This is a genomic window from Patescibacteria group bacterium (assembly GCA_026415775.1).
Lineage (GTDB): Bacteria > Patescibacteriota > Minisyncoccia > UBA6257 > JAAZHW01 > SKW32.
Genome location: JAOAGL010000001.1, coordinates 198373 through 223492, shown reverse-complemented (window position 1 = coordinate 223492; position 25120 = coordinate 198373). Strand labels below are relative to the sequence as shown.

The 25120-nt window shown below is 33.7% G+C and carries 18 protein-coding genes and 1 tRNA gene; 4 read left to right on the top strand and 15 right to left on the bottom strand.

Annotated elements, in window-relative coordinates:
* Nucleotides 1-62 precede the first annotated feature (62 nt).
* From N2692_01230 to N2692_01220, 3 genes are read right to left on the bottom strand one after another with little or no spacing between them, the layout of a single operon-like run.
* Nucleotides 63-1091: an endo-1,4-beta-xylanase gene (locus N2692_01230; GenBank protein MCX8015912.1), complete on the bottom strand. Its 1029-nt coding sequence runs from the start codon at nt 1089-1091 to the stop codon at nt 63-65.
* A gap of 1 nt (nt 1092) precedes the next feature.
* Nucleotides 1093-2010, bottom strand: a complete 918-nt coding sequence (locus N2692_01225; GenBank protein ID MCX8015911.1) for a hypothetical protein — start codon at nt 2008-2010, stop codon at nt 1093-1095.
* On the bottom strand, nt 1998-3320 hold the full coding sequence (locus tag N2692_01220; protein ID MCX8015910.1) for a hypothetical protein: 1323 nt from the start codon (nt 3318-3320) through the stop codon (nt 1998-2000). Before N2692_01220 ends, N2692_01225 begins: the two co-directional genes overlap by 13 nt.
* An 87-nt stretch (nt 3321-3407) precedes the next feature.
* Between N2692_01220 and N2692_01215 the strand changes: the two genes are divergently transcribed.
* Nucleotides 3408-3490: transfer RNA gene (locus N2692_01215), tRNA-Leu, on the top strand.
* Between the two features lie 60 nt (nt 3491-3550).
* Here the strand turns inward: N2692_01215 and clpP are convergent.
* The 6 genes from clpP to N2692_01185 all read right to left on the bottom strand — a co-directional run bounded on the left by clpP (nt 3551) and on the right by N2692_01185 (nt 10206).
* On the bottom strand, nt 3551-4162 hold the full coding sequence (gene clpP, locus N2692_01210) for an ATP-dependent Clp endopeptidase proteolytic subunit ClpP (GenBank protein MCX8015909.1): 612 nt from the start codon (nt 4160-4162) through the stop codon (nt 3551-3553).
* A 13-nt stretch (nt 4163-4175) separates the two neighbouring features.
* The gene (gene tig, locus N2692_01205; protein MCX8015908.1) at nt 4176-5465 is read right to left on the bottom strand and encodes a trigger factor; all 1290 of its coding nucleotides are present in this window, start codon (nt 5463-5465) and stop codon (nt 4176-4178) included.
* Between the two features lie 2 nt (nt 5466-5467).
* Nucleotides 5468-6724 (bottom strand): transcription termination factor NusA, encoded by a 1257-nt coding sequence (gene nusA / locus N2692_01200; GenBank protein ID MCX8015907.1) that lies wholly within the window; start codon nt 6722-6724, stop codon nt 5468-5470.
* Between the two features lie 130 nt (nt 6725-6854).
* A complete protein-coding gene (locus N2692_01195) occupies nt 6855-8120 on the bottom strand; it encodes a hypothetical protein (GenBank protein MCX8015906.1) in 1266 nt (421 codons plus the stop codon).
* 21 nt (nt 8121-8141) lie between these two features.
* Complete coding sequence (locus N2692_01190) at nt 8142-9212, bottom strand: HTH domain-containing protein (protein MCX8015905.1); 1071 nt, start codon at nt 9210-9212, stop codon at nt 8142-8144.
* A gap of 52 nt (nt 9213-9264) precedes the next feature.
* Nucleotides 9265-10206 (bottom strand): tyrosine-type recombinase/integrase, encoded by a 942-nt coding sequence (locus N2692_01185; protein MCX8015904.1) that lies wholly within the window; start codon nt 10204-10206, stop codon nt 9265-9267.
* Between the two features lie 76 nt (nt 10207-10282).
* Between N2692_01185 and rpsO the strand changes: the two genes are divergently transcribed.
* The 3 genes from rpsO to N2692_01170 all read left to right on the top strand — a co-directional run bounded on the left by rpsO (nt 10283) and on the right by N2692_01170 (nt 13348).
* A complete protein-coding gene (gene rpsO / locus N2692_01180; protein MCX8015903.1) occupies nt 10283-10546 on the top strand; it encodes a 30S ribosomal protein S15 in 264 nt (87 codons plus the stop codon).
* 12 nt (nt 10547-10558) lie between these two features.
* Complete coding sequence (locus tag N2692_01175; GenBank protein ID MCX8015902.1) at nt 10559-11110, top strand: NYN domain-containing protein; 552 nt, start codon at nt 10559-10561, stop codon at nt 11108-11110.
* Between the two features lie 93 nt (nt 11111-11203).
* Nucleotides 11204-13348, top strand: coding sequence for a polyribonucleotide nucleotidyltransferase (locus N2692_01170; GenBank protein ID MCX8015901.1), 2145 nt, complete (start codon nt 11204-11206; stop codon nt 13346-13348).
* A gap of 59 nt (nt 13349-13407) precedes the next feature.
* Here N2692_01170 and rpoC read toward each other — a convergent pair whose 3' ends face one another.
* From rpoC to tgt, 6 genes are all read right to left on the bottom strand, one after another.
* Nucleotides 13408-17058: a DNA-directed RNA polymerase subunit beta' gene (rpoC, locus tag N2692_01165; protein MCX8015900.1), complete on the bottom strand. Its 3651-nt coding sequence runs from the start codon at nt 17056-17058 to the stop codon at nt 13408-13410.
* A gap of 4 nt (nt 17059-17062) precedes the next feature.
* Nucleotides 17063-20344: a DNA-directed RNA polymerase subunit beta gene (locus N2692_01160; protein ID MCX8015899.1), complete on the bottom strand. Its 3282-nt coding sequence runs from the start codon at nt 20342-20344 to the stop codon at nt 17063-17065.
* Nucleotides 20345-20546: 202 nt separating this feature from the next.
* Nucleotides 20547-23075, bottom strand: coding sequence for an ATP-dependent Clp protease ATP-binding subunit (locus N2692_01155; GenBank protein MCX8015898.1), 2529 nt, complete (start codon nt 23073-23075; stop codon nt 20547-20549).
* Nucleotides 23076-23078: 3 nt separating this feature from the next.
* A complete protein-coding gene (locus N2692_01150; GenBank protein MCX8015897.1) occupies nt 23079-23423 on the bottom strand; it encodes a hypothetical protein in 345 nt (114 codons plus the stop codon).
* A gap of 25 nt (nt 23424-23448) precedes the next feature.
* On the bottom strand, nt 23449-24018 hold the full coding sequence (locus N2692_01145; GenBank protein ID MCX8015896.1) for an epoxyqueuosine reductase QueH: 570 nt from the start codon (nt 24016-24018) through the stop codon (nt 23449-23451).
* On the bottom strand, nt 24015-25118 hold the full coding sequence (gene tgt / locus N2692_01140; protein ID MCX8015895.1) for a tRNA guanosine(34) transglycosylase Tgt: 1104 nt from the start codon (nt 25116-25118) through the stop codon (nt 24015-24017). Before tgt ends, N2692_01145 begins: the two co-directional genes overlap by 4 nt.
* Between the last annotated feature and the right edge of the window lie 2 nt (nt 25119-25120).

Below are 25120 nucleotides of genomic sequence, written 5' to 3'. Positions count from 1 at the left end.
TATCGTAAACAACAATGAAAAAGCCGAACAAGATATAAAAGAGCCTGAAAAATAAACCAAAATTAATTAATAAAAAGTTTTTTAGCCTCCTCCCAAAAGAGGAGGTTATTTTGTTTTGTTTTTAACCAATACCACCATTCAGCCCCCCACAAATAAAATTCATCCAAACCTGTTTTTTGAGCAAAATTTATCATTTCTTTAAATTTTTCTAAATCCATTGTTTTCTTCTGCTCTTCTTGCAAAGAAACTGATGTGGCAACTGGGTTCCACGGTTCTGCCTGCAATTCAGCAACAATTACTTTTTTATTCAAAAGTTTTTCTAAAATTTTAACACGTATACTATAAAATTCTGGCGGGAAAGGATAGGTTAAATAAAATCCATCTGGAATAAATGGAAATATCTTATGCAAGAAAGAAAAAGTTGTTGACCAAACTCGGCGATATAAACTAATACCAAAAACATCTCCTCTTTTAGCTGTTTTAATCCAAAAAGACCATTCGCCGCTATCGGTTGTTATTATTTTTCGATTATCCAATGATTTAACAATTTTTATTTCCTCGTTCAAAAAACCCTTTTTTCTTTTTGGGCATTCGCCAAAAGGAAAAAATGGTTCATTTTCAATTTGCCAGGCCACAATTGTTTCTTCATCTTTATATCGTAAAACAATTTCTCTGATTAAATTATTTACTCTCTCTTGTTGTTTTTCTGGAGATAAATTATTCGCCCAATCAGGTAAATGGCATTCTGGCCAACGAGGTGTTTTCATTCCGATAGCCAAAATTATCTGCGCCCCTGCCTCTCTAGCCTTATTTATTTGCCAATCTAAATCCGAAAAATCATATTGATTTTCAATGGGTTCTATTAAATCCCAATGAACCGAGATACGTAAAAATTTTACTTTGAGATCATTAAGGATGGCTAAATAATTCTCTCGCCAATCTAATCCTAATGCCTCGCTTTGTTTTTGAGAAAAACTAACGCCCCATTTTATTTTAGAAACAATGGTGTCGGGAATAAAAAATTTGCTCCAAATTAAAACAATTACCAAAACAAGAATTACAATAATTAAAAAAAGAAAAATTGATTTCATTTTATTTAAAAGCCAAAATCGCAATACCTATACCAATTATAATTGTAGCGATAATCTTTTGAAAAAGAACCTGACGGCTAACTTCTTCATAGAGAATTTTAGGGAACTTTAATGACAGAAGGACTATAAGAAGAAGGAGAAAAACATACTGCACACCCTGCAAGGCAGTAATCATCGGGACATAAATTATTGGCGATAAAGCAATGGCCCAATTTTGTAAAAATCCCGCTCCCCCACCTACAATTTGATTACCAATAAAAATAAAAAGTGTTCGCGGAGAAACTTTTTCGCTCTGTATTTTAAAAGAAATACTTTGGCGAACCTCAGGATATAAAACAAACAAAATCACTGAAAACAAAAAGCCTCCTATCTTTATCCAAATTAAACCATTAAGAAATGGCTGATTGAGATATACCTGTTTTGAAAAAACCAAAAAAATAGAAAACAAAAACGCAATAATAAAGGCGTATTTTAAACTTAGCCAATTAATTTTTGTTCTTCTTTCTTGGGTAATTAGAATAGTGCCGATTATTAATAAAAGAAAAGCGATTAAATCAATATAGCTCATCTTCTCTTTGCCAAAAGAAATAACAAAAATCAAAATAAATGTTAGGATCGGCTCAAGAGCACCTATTGCAGGAATTATACGCGAAGCCTCAAAAATACTCAAACCTTTATAAAACCAAAGCAAGCAATAAGAAAAAATAAAGCCGGTTAACAAACTTAATAGCAATTGATTTATTGGCGGAATATAAAAGTGGATAAATGGTATAACAAGTGCAATAATCATTGCTAAAATACCAACATAAAAAGTGTATACACGCGGCTTTAAAACGGTAGCAGTCAAAAGATGTTTATCAACCAAATAAACAGCTGCCAAAAGAAAATAAGAAATAAGAGTAATAATCAACCACAACATAATTCAATAATTTTTTTAATATTAATAACGCCCATTTTATTGCCCTCAACAAACCCTTGCATTGCCGCCTCAGCAAAAAATCCTTCATTCAAATAATCAAAAAACCATTGATTAATATATTTCACATTTTCCTGAGGAAGCGCTGAGCCTAATTTTAGAAGCCAATCACGATTAAAATCTTCTTGCGATCCAATAGTAGGAGCAAGAATAATTGGCAATCCGAGGGCGGTATAAAAGGATAATTCGCTTGGTTTTGTCCATAAAATATCCGTTTTCCTTAAAGCTTGATTAAAATTATTAAAATAATCGTATAAATTAACACCGCTAATTATTTCAATATTTTGATTCTGATACAATTGAAGCTTTCTGATTTTTTTCTCAATAAAATCTTTGACAATTGGTTTTACGCCGACAGAAATTAAAATTTTTATTTTATTATTTAGAATTTCAGCTTTAAGTCCCTTAACAATATCTATGGCTATTTCTTTTTGTGCGCCAGCTCCACCAATGGCAAACATCAAACTTAATAAATGATTGCTTCGTTGAGGAATCAATCCTAATTCAGTTTCTATCAGACGCTGGTATTTTGAAATATATTTTTTCTGAGGATCCAAATTAAAAATTCTATTTTTCATATCTTCTTTTAAAACATCTGGATTTTTGTGGCCGATATTTTCAATTGGCAAAGGATATCCCGTCAAAAAAATATTATCATTCTTAACGCCATACAATTTTAATCTTTCTACCACTCGCTCCGTCGGCGCAAAATATTTAATACGACTTTGCGAAGGAATCAATGGCGCCCAAGTGCGCGAAATATCGCTATCGCAAACAACACAAAAAATCTCTCCTTGATAATTATGTTCTTCAGCCATAAAAGCTGGCGTAAAAAAAGTAGAAATCAAAGGAATCTTTTTGCCAATTTTTTTGTTCTCATTATTCAATTTTTCTATTAAATGCTTTCCCCATCCATTCTTAATCAAATAATAAATATGCCTTAAAACAAAATCAGCTTTTGAAATATTCCTTTTGGGATAAAACTGGGGGATTCTTTGAAAATAATCGAAAATGGAAAAGCCGATTTTACCAATTAAAGGTAAGTTATAAAAATTAGAAATAAACTCGTAAAAACGGCGCGAACCTTCCCAAATACTTCTATCTTTTTTGGGAATATCTGAATAATCATTGGCATTGATAAATTTTTTATCAGGCGAAAATTCTTTCAAAGCATAAGCTGTTCTTTGGTGGCCATAACCCATACTTACACCAACAATCCATGCCAATGCCTGCTTTTGATTTGTTTCGGACATGATTCAATTAAATTATAAAATAAAAATTTTAAATAAGCGAGTTGAAAATTTTTGAAAATTTCTTATAATTTTTAAAGTTATTTATCTGCCCAGGTGGTGGAATTGGTATACACACACGTTTGAGGGGCGTGGGCCTTTTGGCCGTGCGGGTTCGAATCCCGCCCTGGGCACTAATAACAATATCAAAAAGCAGCCGAATGGCTGCTTTTTGATATTTAATTTACATATTTTTACTTGGGTCTCTTTTTTGTATTCTGGACAATCCCATCAATTAAGCCATATTCTTTGGCATCAGGAGCGCTCAAATAAAAATCCCTGTCCGTATCTTTTTCTATTTTTTCCAATGGCTGCCCAGTGTGTTTAGATAAAATTTCATTAACTTTATTTTTAATCTTTAAAATCTGCTTAGCTGTAATCTCTATTTCAACCGCTTGTCCCTCTGCTCCGCCCATGACTTGATGCAATAAAATTTCAGCATTGGGCAAGGCAAATCTTTTACCCTTCGTCCCAGCCGCTAATAATACTGCTGCCGCTGAAGCTGCCTGTCCCAAACAAATTGTTGAAACATCGGGCTTAACATATTGCATTGTATCATAAATAGCTAATGCTGAAGTCACAATTCCGCCGGGACTATTAATATAAAACTGGATGTCTTTTTTTGGATCTTCATGTTCCAAAAATAAAAGCTGAGCAATGATACTATTAGCTACGGCATCATTAATTGGTCCACCTAAAAAAATGATACGCTCTTTCAATAAACGCGAATAGATATCATAAGCGCGTTCACCAAATTGCGATTTTTCAATAACGGTTGGTATTAAATTAAAATATTCTTCTTCCATGGTTTATTTTTTATTAGTTATTGACTTGATTTTCTAAAAATTGAAAAACTTTTTCATTGGTTAATCTTTCTTTAGTATATTCCATAAGCGCCGCCCTGTCAATTTGATTTACATCCACCCCCTCCATTGCTTTTTGGTTTAAAATCTCATTAGTAGCTTGATTTATCTCTTCTGGAGATGGTTCACAATTTTCTAGTTTGGCAATTGTTCTTAAAACAATAAATCCTTTTAATGTTTTCTCGGACTCTTTTCTCAATTCTTTTTTTAATTCTTCTTCTTTTTTATTAATCTTTCGCAAATATTCTTCAAAGCTCATTCCTTGATCCTCAATAAAATGTCTTAGCGAATGAAATTGATTTTCTGTTTCGCCATCAACTAAAATATCTGGCAGTTCAATCTCGGCTTTTTCAATTAATTTTTCCAGCAATAATATTCTTAATCGCTCTCTTTCTTTTAAATCTTTCTCCATTAAAATGCCTTCTTTAATGGAATTCTTTAATTCATCTAAACCATTGAAATTTCCTAGACTTTTAGCCCATTCATCGTTTAATTCTGGTAATTGCCTTTCATTTACACTTTTTATTTTAACTTCAAAATTTAACTGTTTATTTCTTAAATTTTCTTTCCAATAATCAGCTGGGGTTTGAATTGAAATTTTTTTCTCATCATTTTTTGACAAGCCCTCTAATTGTTCTTCAAAGCCCGCTGGATATTTGCCTTGACCCAAAATAAAACGATCGTTCTCTGGAAAATCTTTTATCGCCTCCCCATTAATAAAACATTTGGCCTCTATTTCAACAACATCATCTTTGTGGGCTGGCCGATTAACTTCAACAACTTTAGCTCGAGATTTTTGCAACCAATCAATAGCATCATCAATTTCTTTATCTGAAACATCTAAAACCTTTTTTTGTTTAAAAACATCTCGACTGATTGTTTTATAATCGCCTAATTTTGGTTTCGGCAAAATAGCGCTTTTTAAAATATAAATAAATTCGTTTTGAGGAGCAATTTTTTTGATATTAACTTCTGGCTGACCAATTAATTCTAAATCTAACTCGTTCACTACGTCGGCTAAACTTTTTCGAAATGCTAAATTAGCGGCTTCATCAAAAATTTTCTCCTCCAAATCAGTATTTTTAATTAATTCCTCAGGAATATTCCCCTTCCGAAAACCATTTAAATTAACATCTTTTAGAACCTTATCTTTTGCCAATTTCCAAAAATTCTCCATTTCTTCTGGCGACAAAACTACTTCCAATTCAATCTGTGATTTTGGTAAATAAGAAATTTTGTGATTCATGATTATTTATCTTCTTTCTCTTGTTTTTTATCGACTTGCTCCGCATCAACATCTCCATTATCAACAACCTCCTCTATTGCTTCGGCTACACCATCCTCAACAATTTGATCCGGCGCCGCTTCACTTCGTACGTCTATTTTCCAACCTGTTAATTTGGCGGCTAATCGCACATTTTGCCCTCCTTTACCAATAGCCAAAGACAACTGATCCTCAGGTACAAAAACTCGCATTTCTCGTCTTTGATGTGTTTCTACCCGCGAAACCTTAGCCGGTGATAAAGCTTGAGCTACAAATTCTTCAGCATCTTCCGACCATTTAATAATATCGATTTTTTCTTGTCCTAATTCATTTAAAACAGCCATGATTCTTGTTCCTTTTTGACCTACACAGGAACCGATCGGATCAACACCTGCCACAGTTGAATGAACAGCCACTTTACTGCGGAAGCCGGCCTCGCGAGCAATAGCCATAATTTTCACTACACCAGAAGCAATTTCCGGCACTTCCATTTCAAACAGTTTCGAAATAAATTTTGGATGACTACGCGATAAAATAATCATGGGACCCTTTGTATTTTCTTGAACTGCCAACAAATAAAATTTCATTCTTTCGCCGATTCGATATCGCTCATTAGGAATTGCCTCATTATAAAACATCACCCCATCAACGCGTCCTAAATTCACATAAACATTTCTATTTTCCACTCTTTGAATAATCCCGCTTACCAATTCTCCTTCCTTGTTTTTAAACTCATCCAAAACTGCTTGTTTTTCTGCTTCACGCAACCTTTGTAAAATAACTTGTTTTGCCGTTTGTGCAGCAATACGACCAAATTCTTCATGGGCTTCCAAGGGGAAAATAATTTCCTCTCCGGGCTTCGCTTCCGGTTTTATCTCTTGTGCCTCTTCCAAAAGAATGTGACGTTCCGGATTAAATTTTATTTTTTTCACCACATCACCATTTTTAATTTGTTGCTCTACAGCCGTTAATTGGGAAACCTCGTCTTTTTCCGCCTTATCCCCTTCTTCGTCTTCTTCTTTTAGCATACTTTTTTCAACAACAATTTTTACCTGCCAAAATTTTACCTCACCAGTTTCCGGGTCAATTTTCGCTCGCACGATATTGCTTTTATTCATATATTCCTTTTTATATGCGGCAGCAATGGCTTGTTCAATTGCCTCTAAAATCTTATCCTTGCTAATACCTTTTTCTTCAGCGATTTGATTAATAGCCAAAGAGAAATCTTTTAAATCAAACATGGTTAATTAATGGATTTAATAAAATAACACGCGACTTTCTAGCAATAAAGGTCCGTTAAAACGGACCTTTAATATTATAACTGAATTTTAATAAAATATAAAAATCCTGTCAAGCAGGATTAGTGTTTTTTTATTTCTCAATAGGTAAATTAATTGGTGGTTCACCTTTTTTAGCTTCAATTCTTTTAAGCATTGGCGCTTCAACAACATTGACTGGGAAATGAAAGAGAGTAGCCAACTCTTCAGTATTTAAAACCATTTTTGTATCGGAATTAAATTTGCGTTTCAAATAATTTTTAAATAAAACGGTTTTTTTCCAAAACTCTTTTTGTTCTTTAAATGGCCATTTGGCTTTTGGAACGGAAGGCTTATATGGTTTGAATCCATTCAAATGTAGGGTATTAAATTGTCTGAAAAATCCCATAACGCTAGTAATATTCAAACGTGTAAAAGCGTCGCGGCGATCTATATATACAAAACGGATTGTTACATCAAAAAGAAGCTTAGAAATTTTTCTCTGAATTGCCTCTATCACGTCTTTCTCGCCGGGTGTTAAATTCTGAACTGAACCCGGTGAACCACCTGAACCGCCTTCTTCCCACCACTCAGGTGGAGTGAGTGGCGCTCGAAATAAGTGATAAAAGAATTCTAGAATATAATCAAAATAAGAACGCTGGGTTGGTTCTTTTTTGCCAATAAGTTTCCCTACTATTGATTCTCCTTCTTTTTTGCAACTATCATCAGCTGGTTTAAATAAAATTTGAATCCAAATTTTCTCATCTGGGTTTAATTTACTAACTGTTTCAAATAAACCAGCTAAAGGGTCCACTATTTTCTCATCTTTATGTGATTCAAAATAGGGATAAGTAAGAATAGGATATGGTGAGGGTTGAATTAACATTAAATCTAACCCCCATAAATCCCAAAATTTATTTGGCAAAGAAGCAGCAAAAATGCTGGTATAATCCTCAACCTCATTTAATTCCAAATCTGGATATTGAGCGTAAAGATGGGCCTCAACCAAATTTTTATAATCTTTTGGCGTGCGAATATAAAAGGAAACCCCTTCACCATTACCCAAAATCTCAGCGCTTAACCACAACTGAGTTTTACCCTCAAAAACTCTTTCCTTCCAATTCGGTTTGGAAATCTGAATAGAATGAAGCGCCGCGAAAATATCCTCCATTGACTTAAAACTTTTTTCGATGTTGCGGGGAATTTTTATTTCAAAAATTGTATATTCGATTTTCTTAAGAAATTTCTTTTTAACGTATTCAAGCCAAAGCGCATAAACCGCTTTTATTAAAACAAGGGGGATAATAATCCACCAAACAAATTTAAAAATTTTCCAAATGGATAAAATAACCCCTTGTAAAATTTCAAATACTTCGCTCATTAATTTAATTATAATCCAAAATTATTTTTTTGAGGAAACTATAGTATAGCGGCCATCAGGCAATTTTTTAAAAAGATTTTTATCTTGCAGATTAATCAAAACTGTCATATCTTTAACCAATCGCTGTTTGGCAATTTCTTTTAAAATATCACGGAAGTACATTGGTTTTTTGGCCAAAATTTTAACCAAAACATCCTTTACGGTTCCAGCCTGATATCCCCATTCCTTTAATGCATAAATCCCTCTACCCACCAAAACAAAAGAATCATCTTTAATTAACTCATTATGTAAACTATTAATAGAAATTTTTTTGTCATCAAAATTAAGTTCTCTAATTTTTTGGAGAATTTCACTATAATGCATCGGTTGGCTCATTTTCTTTAAAATTAAATAGGCTTTGGTTTTAACGTTGTGGGGCTTGATTAATTCCCAATCAACCAAACCAAATTCACCAAAAGGATTAAATCCAAACTTTTTGCAGACATCTAAATAAGAAACGACTAAGTTTTCATTATGAATACGGAATTCTTTCATTATTTTCCGCAATAATAATTGATATTCATCAAGCATTAATGGTCGTTTATAAATTTTAATTTGTTTTTCAACAAATTTATAAATGTTTAGGGTTTTATTGAGGTATTCCTCTTTCAAATACCAGTTAGAATAAATATGGGGTTTTTCTAAAAAATAATTAAATTCTGGACTTAAATCTAATAAAAAATTAATATGGTTTTCCCATTGATTTTTAATCCTCTCGTTCTCCCAAAGTTCTCTTGGATTATCAACCAATAAAACAGGGGTTTCCTCTAATAATTTTTTTTCTCGTCTAATTCCTCCGATTATTTCTAATTGATATTTAATGCGTTCCAGGACCTCGTTTAATTCATTCAAATTTTTTCTTAATTTATTTAAAGCAACCGCTTCAATTTGACGAATACGTTCGCGCGTTAACCCCTTTTCCTTGCCAATAGCTTCTAGTGTTAAAGGTTTTTCGTTTATTAAACCATATCGTTTCTCAACTATCTCTTTTTGTTTTTCTGGCAAAATTCCAACAAATTCTTTAATTGTTTGAAGTAAATTTTTACTGGCCATATTTTTTAACAAAATAAATATTAGAAATAAATTTTCTTTTTGTCAATAGATATTATCGTTTTCGACGACGGCCATGAAAAGCCTGGTAAATTTCTTTTAATTCTTTATCGGTTAAATGTGTATACACCTGCGTTGTGCTGATATTACTATGCCCCAGAAGCATTTGAACCGAGCGCAAATCAGCACCATTTTGCAATAAATCTGTGGCAAATAGATGCCTAAGTGTATGGGGAGTCACTTTTCTTACGATTCCTGCTTTTTTGCTATAAAAATTTATCATCCGCTGAACGCTGCGCGGCGTCATTCTGCCCAACACTTCATATTTTTTCGATTTTTTAAAGGTGACAAAAAGTGGCTCTTCAATATCTGTTCTTTTGCTTAAATATTTTTTAATCGCTTCTTTTGCATCTTCCGAAAGAAAAACTAGACGAATTTTTCCCCCTTTGCCCTTCACACTGAATTCACCTCTTTCCAAATTCACACTATCACGATTTAATTTGCACAACTCAGAAACGCGCAACCCAGTTGCAAATAATGTCTCAAGAATTGCTTTATCGCGCAAAGACTTAACATCATTACCCTCAGGCGCATTCAATAGTCGTTCCAATTCATTAAAACTAATCAAATTAATCTCATTGCGAGACACCTTAGCCAATTCCACCTGGTCAGGAGCCAAACATTCAATTCCAATTTTTGTTAAATATTTCAAAAAACCACGTAAAGCAATAATATAATAATTCTGTGTGGCTTTTTTTAAATTTTGTTGCTTTCCTTCCAAACGATTCAGGTATAATCTAAACCGCCTAATCGCCTCCTGGTCAACATCATCAATATTTAACTGCTCAATTTTTTTGTTATTGTTTTTGGCTAAGAAATTTAAAAATTTCGTTAAATAACGATTATAGTTCTCCAACGTTTTTAAACTGCGGTTTTTTTCTATTTCTAAATATTCCAAATATTGTTTTTTTAAATCTAACAGGTTTTTGTTTTTCATGTTTTTCCTTTTTATATTATATCATTCTATCTCCATATCTTGCAAACTTTTAATCTTTATGTTATTATCAATCTATATGCTAAAGAAAGGAGAGAAAACAAAATTAATTAGCAAATACAGAAAACACGAGAAAGACACGGGGTCGGCAGAAGTTCAAATTGCTTTATTAACCCAACAAATCAATAAATTAACTGCCCATCTAAAAAAACACCCCAAAGATAATCATTCACGACGTGGACTATTAAAAATGGTTTCTAAAAGAAAAAAACTTCTCAATTTTCTTCAAAAAGAATCTATTCGCCGTTACAATAAATTAACGAAAACTTTGGGATTAAAATAGTTTTTTATAGTTATGATTATTAAATATAAAGATCAAAGAGTGGCAATTTTTTTTGATATCCAAAATCTTTATCATTCAGCAAAAAATCTTTATCAAGCGCGTGTTGATTTTAAAGAAGTTTTGAGAGCGGCAGTAGCCAATCGTAGATTAATTAGGGCAATTGCCTACGTTGTAAAAAGTGATGTTGTTGAAGGAGAAGCATCTTTTTTTGAAGCGCTTCAAAATATCGGAATTGAATTAAGAATTAAAGAATTGCAAATTTATCCTGATGGCTTAAAAAAGGCTGATTGGGATGTTGGTTTAGCTGTTGATGCTATTCGCATGGCCCCTTCAGTTGATAGTATAATTCTCGTTACGGGCGATGGCGATTTTTTGCCATTAGTTGATTATCTGAAAGGAATAGGTAAAATAGTAGAGGTTGTTGCTTTTGGTCGCAGCGCTTCATCAAAATTAAAAGAGGTGGCTGATGATTTTATTGATTTAGAAAAAAATCCACAAAAATTTTTAATAAAAAGTTCTTTAATAAAAAAGTCGAAAAATAAAATTTTTAAACAAAATTATTAATAATTCCAAGAAACAATTTAGAGCAGAGGAGAGGAATTGCAATCTTCTCCTCTGCGCTAAATTAAATTGTTTCTTGGAAAAATTTTATATTGTATGTTGCAAGAAAAAAGTTTTTCTTTAGAAATAGCGGGTAAAAAATTAACAGCAAAATTTACACCGCTTGCTCAACAATCCAATGGTTCAGTTTTAATTCAATACGGTGAAACTGTTGTTTTGGTTACGGCCACAATGGGGAAAACAGATCGTTTAGAAGCTGATTTTTTCCCATTGGTTGTAGATTATGAAGAGCGTTTTTACGCCGCGGGTAAAATTTTGGGGAGTCGTTTTGTAAGAAGAGAAGGGAAGCCGTCAGAAAACGCCATTTTAAATGCGCGTTTGATTGACCGTTCTATTCGCCCTCTTTTTAATCACGATATGAGACGCGAGGTGCAAGTTGTTGCTACGGTTTTGGCAATTGACGGCGAAAATGACCCGGACTTCCCTGCTTTAATTGGAGCATCTTTAGCTTTATCCACATCAGACATTCCTTGGAATGGTCCAATTTCAGCTCTTCGAATTGGTTTGGTTAATAATGATTTTGTGATTAATCCTTCTTTTGCCGACAGAGAAAAAAGCGATTTGGACTTCTTTCTGAGCAGCGCCGATGGCGCTATCACTATGATTGAAGTTGGCGCTAATGAAATTAGCGAAGAAAAAATGAATGATGCTGTTGAACTAGCTCTTAAAGAAATCGGTAAAATTCAAAATTTCCAAAAAGAAATCATCAAAGAAATGGCTAAACCAAAAGCCCAAGTATTATTCAAACAAATCGATGCAGAAATTCAACAAAAAACCAAAGATTTTCTTAAAAATAAATTGGAAGAAGCAATATATGTAACGGATAAAATTGACAGAGTTTCCAAATTACAGCAACTTAAAAACGACTTGGAAGAAACATTGCGTAATGACGGCATGGATGAAAACAAAATTAAAGAAGCGTTCGTTGTTTTAGAAAATGAGATAGATGCTTTAGTTCACAAAAATATTTTGGAAAAAGAAAAGAGGCCGGATGGTCGAAAACTAGATGAAATTAGACCGCTTTATTGCGCAGTAGGAATTTTGCCACGCGTTCATGGTTCTGGTTTATTTATCCGAGGGACAACCCAAGCATTATCAACCGTTACTTTAGCCGCGCCCTCTCACGGATTAACAGTGGAAACAATTGAAGAAAGCGATACAAAAAGATTTATTCATCACTACAACTTCCCACCTTATTCAGTTGGCGAAGTTTCTTCAATGCGCGGTCCAGGAAGAAGAGAGATCGGCCATGGCGCACTGGCTGAAAAATCATTATTGCCTATTATACCCAAAAAAGATGATTTCCCTTACACTATTAGAATTGTATCAGAAATTTTATCCTCAAATGGCTCATCTTCAATGGCCTCAGTATGTGGTTCGTCTCTAGCTTTGATGGATGCAGGAGTACCTATTAAAACACCGGCGGCGGGTATTGCCATGGGATTAGTAATGGAAGACGAGAATAATTACAAAATTCTAACTGATATTCAAGGACCCGAAGATCATTATGGTGATATGGATTTTAAAGTAGCAGGCACGAAAAATGGCATCACCGGCATTCAACTGGATGTTAAAATTAAAGGGATTACCATCCAAATTTTTAAAGAAACACTGACTCAAGCCAAAAAAGCTCGTTTGGAAATATTAAAGAAAATGACTGAAGTTCTTGAAAGTCCACGCCCAACTCTATCACCTTTAGCACCTAGAATTTTCACCCTTAAAATTAATCCTGATAAAATTCGCGATGTTATTGGTTCGGGCGGAAAAACAATAAATGACATCATTAAAAAAACTGGCGTTGAAATTGACATTGAAGAAGATGGCACAATTTTTGTAACTGCGCCAAATGAAGAAGCTGGAAAAGAAGCTTTGGGAATTATAAAAAATATTACTTATGAATTTAAAGAAGGAGAAATTGTTACGGGTAAAGTTATTAAAATTTTGGATTTCGGCGCCATTGTTGATCTTGGTTTTGGCAAAGAAGGATTGCTGCATATTTCGGAAATTGCTCATCGTCGAATTGAAAAAGTAGAAGACGAGGTTAAGATCGGACAAGTTTTAACTTTGAAAATCGTAAAAATTGATGAAAACGGGCGAATTGGTCTTTCTCTTAAAGCTCTAAGTGAAAATGGTTCTAATTCAAAACAAAATAATCACTCTTTCAAACAAAACAAAAAATAGTAAATAATTTTTTTCTTTTTAACAAAACCGCTCTTATATAAGAGCGGTTTTGTTGTTTATTATTTTTTTCTTTTCGCAATTTGCTGTTCTTCGTTTTTTCTGAATCCAGTGCCAACCGGCACCAAACGGCCAATAATAACATTTTCTTTTAAGCCACGGAGATAATCAACCCTGCCCTCGAGCGCAGCCTTCACCAACACTCTTGTTGTCTCCTGGAATGAAGCGGCAGCCAAAAAGCTTTCGCTGGCTAAAGCCGAACGAGTAATGCCCAAAAACAATTGAACAGCTTTAGCTGGTTTTTTACCTTTGGTTTTCAATTTTTTATTTTCCTCCAAAAATCTGGATTTGGAAACAATTTCGCCAATTAAGAAATCGCTATCGCCTGGGTTTTTAATTTTAACCTTATCAAACATTTGTCGGATAACAATTTCCAAATGTTTATTATTAATACTTACACCTTCAGAAACATAAATTTTCTGAACTTCAGAAAGTATATATCGTTCAACTGTTTCGCGGTTAGTAACTCTCAATAATTCTTTAGGATCAATATCGCCCACACATAATTTATCTCCCGCCTTTACAATATCGCCCTCTTTAACCAAAATTTTCTTCGTTTTAGGAATAGAGTATTGATGGGCATCTGTAGTTTTTAACTTATGAGTTTTCCCTTTAATTTTTTTGGTTGTTTCCTTTTTTGATTTAATATGAATGATGATTTCTTTTTCTTGTTCTTCTATTTTAGTTACTTCTCCATCAACTTCAGTAATAACTGCTTTATTTTTTGGGGTTCGCGCTTCAAATAACTCTTCAATCCTAGGCAAACCATGAGTAATATCCTGACCAGCAACACCGCCTGTATGGAACGTTCTTAATGTTAATTGCGTTCCTGGTTCACCAATTGATTGAGCAGCAATAATACCAATTGGCGTGCCCGCTACAACAGGTTTATTATAACCCAAATCATATCCATAACATTTAGCGCAAACTCCCCACAAAGTTTTACAAGTAATTGGCGAACGAATTTTGACTGCTTCAATATCAGATTTTTCAATTATTTCCGCTATTTGAGGAGTAATCACTTCATTGGCTTTAATAATTATTTTATTGCCAATTTTTATATCTTCTAGCACTGTTCTTCCAATTAATCGAGCGCTGAAACGATGACCATACTCAGCGCCATCAGCTCGAAAAACAGTAATGCCTTTAGTAGCACCGCAATCCTCTTCAGTAACAATTACTTCTTGTGTAGCATCAATTAAACGGCGCGTCAAATAACCGGCATTGGCAGTTTTCAAAGCGGTATCGCTAGATCCTTTTCGAGCGCCGTGACTTGCAATGAAATATTCCAAAACGCTTAATCCCTCTTTATAAGAAGAGAGAATTGGCAATTCAATAATTTCACCTTTTGGATTTTGCACCAGACCTTTCATGCCCATCATCTGAGTCAACTGTCCCCATGATCCTCGACTGCCAGAATCAATAATTTGAAAAACGGGATTGTTTTCCGGCAATGCCTTTGTAATATTTTTAGAAATCTTTGATAATCCTTTTTCCCATGCTTTAATCGCATGAGTTCTTTTTTCATCGCGAGCTAAGAATCCTTCATTAAATTGTTGTTCGATTGTCTGAATCTCTTTTCTGGATTCATTAATAATTTCTTCTTTTTCGGCAGGAATAAGCAAATCCGACATGGACCAAGTAATTCCCGAAATAGTTGCATAATGGAATCCCAATGCCTTGATTTTATCCAACAAATCAATCGCGACAACCGAATCAAAATGACTAATAATGTAATCCGTTAATTTACTTAAAAACTTCTTTTCAACAACCTCGCCGACAAAAGGAAAATCTTTAGGGAAAATATCATTGAAAATAATCTGGCCAGCGGAAGTTTCAATTAAAGTATTCGGGCTTTCGTATTTTTCAGCCACCAAAACATCGCCTATCTTTTTGAAATAAAACTCTTTGTAAGGCTTGATTTTTATTTTGGCTTTTAAATCAATAATTTTATAATCATAAGCCATTATAACTTCTTCTGGCGAAGAAAAAACTTTTCCTTCTCCTTTTAGATTGTTAAATATTTTTGTCAAATAATAACATCCAACAATGATGTCTTTTGTGGGATTAATGATTGGTTCACCATTAGCTGGCTTTAAACAATTCAAAGAAGAAAGCATAATTTCACGAGCTTCTCTTTGAGCTTCTTGAGTCAATGGCAAATGAACTGCCATTTGATCGCCATCAAAATCTGCATTAAAAGCTGTACAAACCATTGGCGGAATGCGTAAAGCTAAATCCTCGATTAAAACGGGTTTGAAAGCTTGAATGCCTAAACGATGCAGTGTTGGCGCGCGATTTAATAATACGTATTTATCTCTTATCACTTCTTCTAAAATAGCCCAAACCTCTGCTGGTCCTTGATCAATCAATCGATTAGCGCTGCGAATATTAAAAACAATTCCTCTTTCTAACAATTTATTAACCACAAATGGTCTAAATAATTCCAAGGCCATTACTTTAGGCAATCCGCATTCAAAATGTCGCAATTCTGGACCAACTACAATAACCGAACGACCAGAATAATCAACGCGCTTTCCTAATAAATTCTGTCTAAAACGACCCTGTTTACCTTGCAAAATATCAGAAAGCGATTTTAATGGTCGCTTCTGAGCGCTTGATTGAATTTGAGTTTTTCTAGCGCTATTATCAATTAAAGCATCAACCGCTTCCTGCAACATCCTTTTTTCATTTCTAATAATTACTTCTGGCGCATTTAATTCTAAAAGTTTTTTCAGTCGATTATTACGATTAATAACGCGTCGATATAAATCATTTAAATCTGAAGTGGCATAGCGACCGCCATCTAAAGCCACCATTGGTCTTAAATCTGGTGGCAAAACTGGTAAAACCGTCAAAAACATCCATTCCGGTCTTAAATTATTTTTGACAAAAGATTTGATTAGTTTTAATTGAAGAAGAATTTTCTTTTTATCACTTTTTTTCTCTTTAAATTCTTTGATTAATTGTTTTTCTTTTTTCTTTAAATCTATAGATTTCAACAATTCAACTATCGGTTCACTACCAATTCCAGCTTCAAAGACATGTCCAAATTTTTTACTTAAATTGAAATATTCAATTTCAGAAATGATTTTTAGCGGATAAAGGCCATTTAACTCTTCCACATGATGCTTATAAAGAGTTTCTAAAACGTTTAATTTATCCTTCGAAGTATTTTTCTTTTTGCTTTCGTATTCTGATTTTAAATCTTCTAAAGCTTTTTTGCGTTCCTCGTTATTAACTTTAGTAATAATGTAGGCTGTATAATAAATGACCCTCTCTAATTGCTGTTGGTTAACCCCCAAGAAAAGGGCTATTTGAGATGGAATGTTTCTTAAATACCAGATATGGGCCACTGGACAAGCTAATTTAATATGGCCCATCCTTTCACGACGAACGCTGGCGCGAGTTACTTCCACACCACACTTATCGCAAATAATGCCCTTATAACGAATTCTCTTATATTTTCCACAATAACACTCCCAATCTTTTGTTGGGCCAAAAATTCTTTCAGAAAATAAACCATCTTTTTCTGGTCGTTGAGTGCGATAATTAATTGTTTCAGGTTTTGTTACTTCCCCATAACTCCAAGAAAGAATTTCTTCTGGGGAGGCTAATTTTAATTTAATGGCTAAAAAATCTTCTGGCAACATAATTTTATTCTTCTTTTGATTGTTGACTTTGACCTTGATTATTTTCTAAATATTTGTTTTCTTCCATAGCTTCAGAGAATAATTTTCCTTCCTCTTCTTTTTCTTCCACAGTCTTTGATTTTTCCTTTACGCCGATTAGTTCAATATTTAAAGCCAAACTCTTCAACTCGTTAACAAGGACATGAAAAGAAGCGGGAATGTTCGGACTCTTAAATTCTTGGCCTCGCACAATTGATTCATAAGTAGAAATTCTTCCTTTAATATCATCGGATTTTATTGTTAACATTTCTTGTAAAGTATAAGCAGCGCCATATCCCTCTAGTGCCCAAACCTCCATTTCTCCAAAGCGCTGACCACCCAATTGCGCCTTTCCACCTAATGGTTGTTGAGTAATCAACGAATAAGGACCAATGGATCTCATATGAACTTTATCTTCAACCATATGAACTAATTTCATCATATAGATGTAGCCAACCATCACTCTGTTTTCAAATGGCTCACCAGTTCTGCCGTCATATAAAATTACTTTTCCATCTTCAGGCAACCCAGCTGTTTTTAATTCTTTCTTAATGTCCTCTTCGGTTGTCCCACTAAAAACTGGCACGATAGCTTGGTAACCCAATTCATGCGCTGCCCATCCCAAATGAGTTTCTAAAATTTGACCGAGGTTCATACGAGAAGCAACGCCCAATGGATTTAAAATAATATCAACTGGTGTTCCATCTTCTAAATAAGGCATATCTTCAACAGGAACAATTTTAGAAATAACACCCTTATTACCATGACGACCCGCCAACTTATCTCCTGCTCTAATCAAACGTCTTTGTGCCACTTCGATTTGGATACGCTTAATAATTCCCGGCTCTAATTTGTCGCCTCGATCACGAGAGAAAATTTTTATTCCGACCACTCTTCCTCTTTTGCCGTGTTTTAAAATTAAGGAAGTATCTTTAACATCGCGGGCTTTTTCACCAAAAATTGCTCTCAACAACCTTTCCTCTGCGGTTAACTCCCCTTCACCCTTTGGTGAAATTTTACCAACCAAAATATCTCCACTTCTCACTTCCGCGCCAATTCTAACAATACCCTCTTCATCCAAATCTTTAAGTTTTTCCAAAGAAACATTGGGAATATCTAATGTGGTAATCTCCGGTCCTAATTTTGTTTCGCGCACATCACAAACAAAATCTTCAATATGGATAGAAGTGAACAAGTCATTCTGCACAACTCTTTCAGACAAAATTACTGCATCTTCATAATTAGCGCCGCCCCAAGAAATAAAAGCAACTAATAAATTTTTTCCCAGAGCCAGCATTCCATCTTTTGTTTGCAAACTATCAGCTAAAACATCACCCTTGTGAATTTTTTGGCCCTTTTTCACAATTGGTCTTTGAGAAATACAAGTATATTGATTAGCACGAACAAAAGTACGCAAAGTATAAACTTTGTAATTATTTGTACCTTTTACTTTTATCTTAATATGACGTCCATCAACCTCTACCACCTCACCATCAACATCACTAACCAGCACATGACCTGAATCACGTGCTGCCTTGGCCTCTAAACCAGTCGACACCAACGGCGCCTCGCTATACATATAAGAAACGGCTTGTCGCTGCATATTCGAACCCATTTGCGCGCGATTAGCATCATCATGTTCTAGAAATGGAATTAGAGAAGTGGCAACGCTTAAAATTTGAAATGGCGAAACGTCTATTAAATCAATTTCATCGCGACGATAAAAGCCCGGCTCTCCTCGATAACGAGCCTCAACCATCTCATCAACAATTTTTCCATTTTTATCAATATTCACATTTGAATGGGCAATATGATATCTTTCTTCTTCATAAGCATCCAAATAGATGATTTCATCAGTGATGTGTCCTTTTTTCACTTTAAAATATGGCGTTTCAATAAAACCTAATCTGTTTAATCGAGCAAATGTTGATAAATAAGTGACCAATCCGACATTTTGTCCTTCGGGTGTTTGAATTGGACAAATTCTGCCATAATGAGTTGGATGCACATCTCTAACTTCAAAACCAGCACGTTTGCGATGTAAACCACCTGGCCCCATCGCTGATAGTCTTCTTTTATGCTCTAATTCGGCTAAAGGATTTTCTTGGGCTAAAAATTGAGACAATTGAGAAGTGCTAAAAAATTCCCAAACAACCGCCATCATCTGTCTTGCATTAATTAATTGAGCTGGCACTAAATTATAAATATCCAAAGTGGACATTCTCTCCTGAATTGTTCGGCGCAAACGCATGATGCCAACCCTTAAACGATTTTGTAATAATTCCCCAACTGGCCGCACTCGGCGATTGCTTAAATGATCAATGTCATCGGGTTCAGCTAAATCATTATTGTTAGAAGAAATGATTAATTTTACAACTTCAACCAAATCTTTAAGCGTCAATGTCCTCTCTTTTATTTCGTCTGGTTTTCGATTGAGACGCTGATTTAATTTAAATCTTCCTACTTCACCCAAATCATAACGATCTTCCCTGAAAAACATGCCATCAATTAAGCTTTTAGCGTTATCGGGCGTCGCTAAATCTCCCGGCCGGATACGTCGATAAATTTCAACATAAGAATCTTCTTTTGTTTTAGCAATATCTTTTGCTAAAGTTTTTTCAATATATTTTATCTTTCCATTATCAACATCAGCAAAAGTTTTTAAAATTGCCTCATTGGTATCCAAACCAAAAATTCTTAACAAACACGTCGCTGGTACTTTTCTTTTTCGATCAATTTTAACATAAATAGCGGAGTCTAAATCAGTTTCAAATTCTAACCAAGAGCCGCGATTGGGAATTAATTTAGCGCCAAACAATTTTCGTCCACGTGCTTGAATTGCTGTCAAATATAAACCGCTTGACCGAATAATCTGAGAAACCACGGTTCTTTCAACGCCATTAACAATAAAAGTTCCGCGCGAGGTCATCATTGGAATTTCGCCAAAATAAACCTCTTGGATTTTCGTCTCGTTAGTTTTTTTATTAACTAATTTCAATTTCACCCTTAACGCTGCTTCATAGGTTAAATTTTTTTCTTGACTTTCAATCTCATTAAATTTCGGTTGATCAAAATAGTAATCTTCAAAATAAAGTTCTAATTCTTTGCCAGTATAATCCTTTACAGGCGAAATTTCATAAAATAATTCCCTTAACCCCTCTTTCAAAAACCATTCATAAGATTTTATCTGAATTTCTGCTAAATGTGGCAAGTGTTTTAATGTTTCTAAAAATCTAGGGGATTTGGCAAAAATTTTTTGAGGCAGCATAATTATTTATAAATCAATTATATTTTTGACGATTAAAAATTTTATTAAAAGAAACAGCGCCCGCAAGGGCTTTAATTCCAAATTTATATTTTTATTAAAAATTGAATCAAAGTTTTAAAAAATAAATTATAAAAACAATAACCAGGATTTATTGTATTTTATACTATTCAAAACAATTTTTTTGTCAAGTATTTAAACCCGACTATCCTGTCTTTTTCGCCTCAAATTTCTCATTTTCATAAACCAACAAAACCCTATCACCAGCTACAAACTCATTTTGAAGGATAGAATTAGCTAATAAACTCCTAATATTATCGCTAATGGCATTTCTTAAAGGTCTCGCGCCATAAACTGGGTCATAACCAACTTCGACTAATTTCTTAATAACAGACTCATCGAAAACCAATTCGATACCTTTTTCCTCTTTTAAATTTTTCGCTAAATCATTAAGCAATAAACTTGTAATTTTCAACAAATCCTCCGGACGAAGTGGTTTAAAAACAATGATATCTGAGAAACGATTTATTAACTCCGGTGGAAAATATTCGGTTAAACGCTTTTTTAATTCCGTGGCAATATTTTCAATATCTACTCCCTCCTCTATTCTTTGTTTTATTAAATTGGAATGAGCATTTGAAGTGGCAATGATTATTGTATTAGTAAAATCAATGGTTCTACCAAAATTATCAACCAAACGACCATCATCAAAAACAGAAAGAAAGATATTTAATAAATCAGTGTGCGCTTTTTCAAATTCATCAAGCAAAATCAATGAATAGGGTTTTTGACGAACTGCTTCAGTTAAAATTCCTTTTTTATCTCCTTCTGGCGTACCGATAAAATCAAAAATACTTTTCTTATCCTGATATTGTGACATATCAAAACGAATCATTGCTTCTTCTGAACCAAATTGAATTCGCGCCAAAGTTTTTGCTAATTCAGTCTTACCAACACCCGTTGGACCAACAAAAAGAAAAGTCGCAATTGGTCCTCCTTTTCTTGATAAACCAGCGCGATATTCTCTTAGTGCCTTACTTACTTCTTTTACTGCTTCCTCTTGATCAATTAATCGCTGATGAATGATTTCTTCTAAATTTAATAGTTTTTGAGCTTCTTCTTTGCTAGCCACTGACAATGGAACATTAATTTTTTGTTGAGCAACTCGAATCACATCTTCACTAGTAACTATTTTTTGGCCAAGATTTCTTACATCAGCCAAAACCTCCTTCAAAAAATCATCAGCACTTAAAGGCAAAAGTTTGTCTCTAAAATATCTATGAGCAATATTTACCGCGTTTTTAATTGCTGGATAAGTAATCTGTGCTTTAAATCTTTTTTCCAAAATCAATGAAGAATATATCAAAAATAGCGTCGCTTCACTCTCACTAATTTCTTCTACTCTTACTGCTTCAAATAAACTAATAAAATCTTTTTTGGTTTCTAATTCTTTTTTAAGAATATCTGGCGTGGTTGAACCAATAGTTTGAATACCTGATTTAGAAATCATTGGTATTAAAACTTCTGCTGCTTGCAAATAGCCTTGAGTTGAAGTTTTAAACAAATTATGAATATCAGGAATAAATAAAATAATGTTGCGCGCAATTAAAATTTCTGAAATTATCTTTTTTAATCGTTCGGTTACAGTAATTGGATCACAGCCCGCAACTAATTCATCGATTGATAACATTACCAATCTTTTATCAAAAAGTTCGTGCGGCACTTCATCTTTACTAATTAAATAAGCAACATGTCTGACAATTGCTCCGATACCAACTGATGGTTCGCCAACCAATAAAACATTATTATTGCTCGCGCGGGATAAAATATTAATAACTTGTTTTAATTCCCTCTCGTGGCCAATAAGAAAACCCACTTGCTCTAATCGCGCCAAATTAGTTAAATCCGTACTAAAATTATCCAAGGTAGGAGTTGGTCGAGCGGTCCAAGCGCGATTCATAATTCTTTGTCTGCGATGTTTAAATTCTTTTACAAAAGCACGTCGCTCTTCTGGTACAACACGCCATCTTTTAATTTGACTAGCAAACTCAGAAAACACTGCCGCCAGAGCTATGTCTTTTTCGGTGAATCGAAAATAATTTTTTAAGCGCTCTATCTCGTTGTTTTGGATATGAAAAATTGCCGCAAAAACATCTTTGCTCTTGATGTAATTTCTATCGCGCAAAAAATAACTTAGCGTTACCAACTCGCTAATCATTTTAATTAATTCCTTCTTTGTCTTTTTCTCTGAGTTTTTATTCAATAAATCATGAGTGGCCGCCTCAACTTCCTCATATTTAATTTCTAATCTCCTAAAAACGTCCTGAAACCTTTTATCATTTAAAAATTCGTTTAATAAATGAAGGTAAAAGTTGCCGCCTTGTAAAATTGTTTTATCATAAGCCGCTTCAATTGTTTTTCTAATAGATACTTCACAATAAGGTAATAAATTTATTTTTAAAGTTGGATTATTTAAAATCTGTTTTTCAAATTGGCGATTAAAAATTTTTTCAGAGCGATTTAAGTTAAGTAAACGATCAAGAATAAAAAGCGCCAAAAAATATCCGAAAAATTTTAAAGAAGACTCTCTCATTAAAATAAATAAAATTGTTAGCGCTGTAAGACCTACCCAAAAAAGAATTACTGCCCAACGCACAAAAACGCGCTCAAAAAAAGTCATTTCCAAACGTGCATCACGATAAAAAAATTGTTCTTTATTACCAACGATATTCATATATTAAGCAATGGCTTTAACTAACAAAACAAATGGGATAAATGCCCAGAGTAAATAGCAAAAAAGCACAAAAACGACCACAATTAAATAAACAATTGAACCAATAACAATTCTTAAAGTTCTAAAAATAAACCCCAAAACATAGCCAACAACTGTTCTATCTTGATAAAGCGGCTCCAACCAGTGTCGCATTGTAATTTTAACCGCGAATGTTTTATCAAGTTTGGTTAAATTCCTTAAAAGAAAATCCCAAAAACCAATAAAACTATTAACATACCAATCTTTTAAAAAGATTCTGATTCTTTTGAAGGCAATGGAAAAAAGGTAAAAAATAGAAAAACGATTCATAATCACTTCTTATTTAGATTATAACTCATTTCTGATTTTGTCGCAAAGAAAATTCGCAACCGCAGTATTTTTGATGGTAAAAATTTAAAACCTTGGCTAATTCCCTTGTTTCTCGCCACAATTCTTGTTTATCTTTTTGAAACATTTTTTCAATTTCCGAAAAACTCAAAAAAACAGTTTGGTTTGAGCTTATTTTTTCTCCTATTTCGTTTATTAATTCTTTTGATTTATAAGGACTAATTGGCAACGTTGTAGTAAAATATTTAATTTTTTTCTCAATGGCGCAATTTAACGATTCTAGCAATCTTTCTTTAAAACAAACCTCGCAACGCTTTCCACCTTCTGGTTCATTTTCCAATCCTCTAATCTTTTCCAACCAATGATAATGATTATATTCACCAATAATCAATTCTATATCAAAATGTTTAGCTAGCAATTTTACTGATTCTAATCTTCTGTTGTATTCTTCCTCAGGCCAAATATTTGGATTGCAATAATACAAAATCACTTCAAATTTCTCTTTTAATAATTCAACTAAATAAGCCCCGCACACAGCGCAACAAATATGCAACAAAATTTTTTCTTTTGTATTCATATTTGACCAATCTTTATAGCCTGGCGAATTTCTTTAATTAAATCTAAATAAAATTTCAAATTATGAATAGTCGCTAAACGATAATAAAGCAGTTCATTATTTTTATAAAGATGGTGGAGGTAAGCTAAAGTAAAGTTTTGACAAGCCTCACAATTGCAATATGCATCTATTTTCTTTTTACTCTCTTTATATTTGCTTTTGCCAATTTCAACAATGTCATAATTTAAACCCTTCTTCGTCAAAATTTTCTTATTTTTCCGCACAAATAATTCACCATGACGAGCGTGACGAGTTGGAATAACACAATCAAACATATCGATACCCTTTAAAATTGCTTTAAAAATTTGCTCAGGATAACCAACGCCCATTAAATAACGTGGTTTATTTTCTGGCAACTGCGGCGCCACAAAATCTATTATTTCAAACATTTTATTCTCCGGTTCGCCCACTGCCAATCCCCCAATTGCATAACCATCAAAATCTAACGCTAACAAATCATTCAAACTTTTCTCTCTTAAATCTTTATAAACACCTCCCTGAATAATTCCAAAAATTAAATTTTTAAAATCAATGCGCTCAGCATAACTTTTTGACCTTTTTGCCCATAAACTGGTAATTTCGGCTGCTTTTTTAACTTCTTCTTTTTTTGATGGATAACCCACGCAATAATCTAAAACCATCGCAATATCCGAATTTAAATTTTTCTGAATTTCCAAAACTTTTTCTGGCGTTAAAAAAATTTTTCTACCATCAACCTCTGAACAAAATTCTACACCAGCTAAATTAATCCTTCTCAATTTAGACAAAGAAAAAACTTGATAACCGCCGGAATCTGTTAAAATTGGCCTCTGCCAATTCATAAAACCATGCAAACCGCCTAGTTTTTTTATTATGTCATCACCGGGCCGTTGAAAAAGATGATAAGTATTAGCCAAAATAATCTCCGCGCCAATATTTAAAAGATCGCCACTGGTTAAGGCTTTAACACTACCGCGAGTGGCTATTGGCATAAAAAAAGGTGTTCTAATTGTTCCATGCAAAGTTTTTAATTCTCCTAGCCGAGCAGCGCTTTTTTTAGATTTTTTAATTAATTTAAACATAG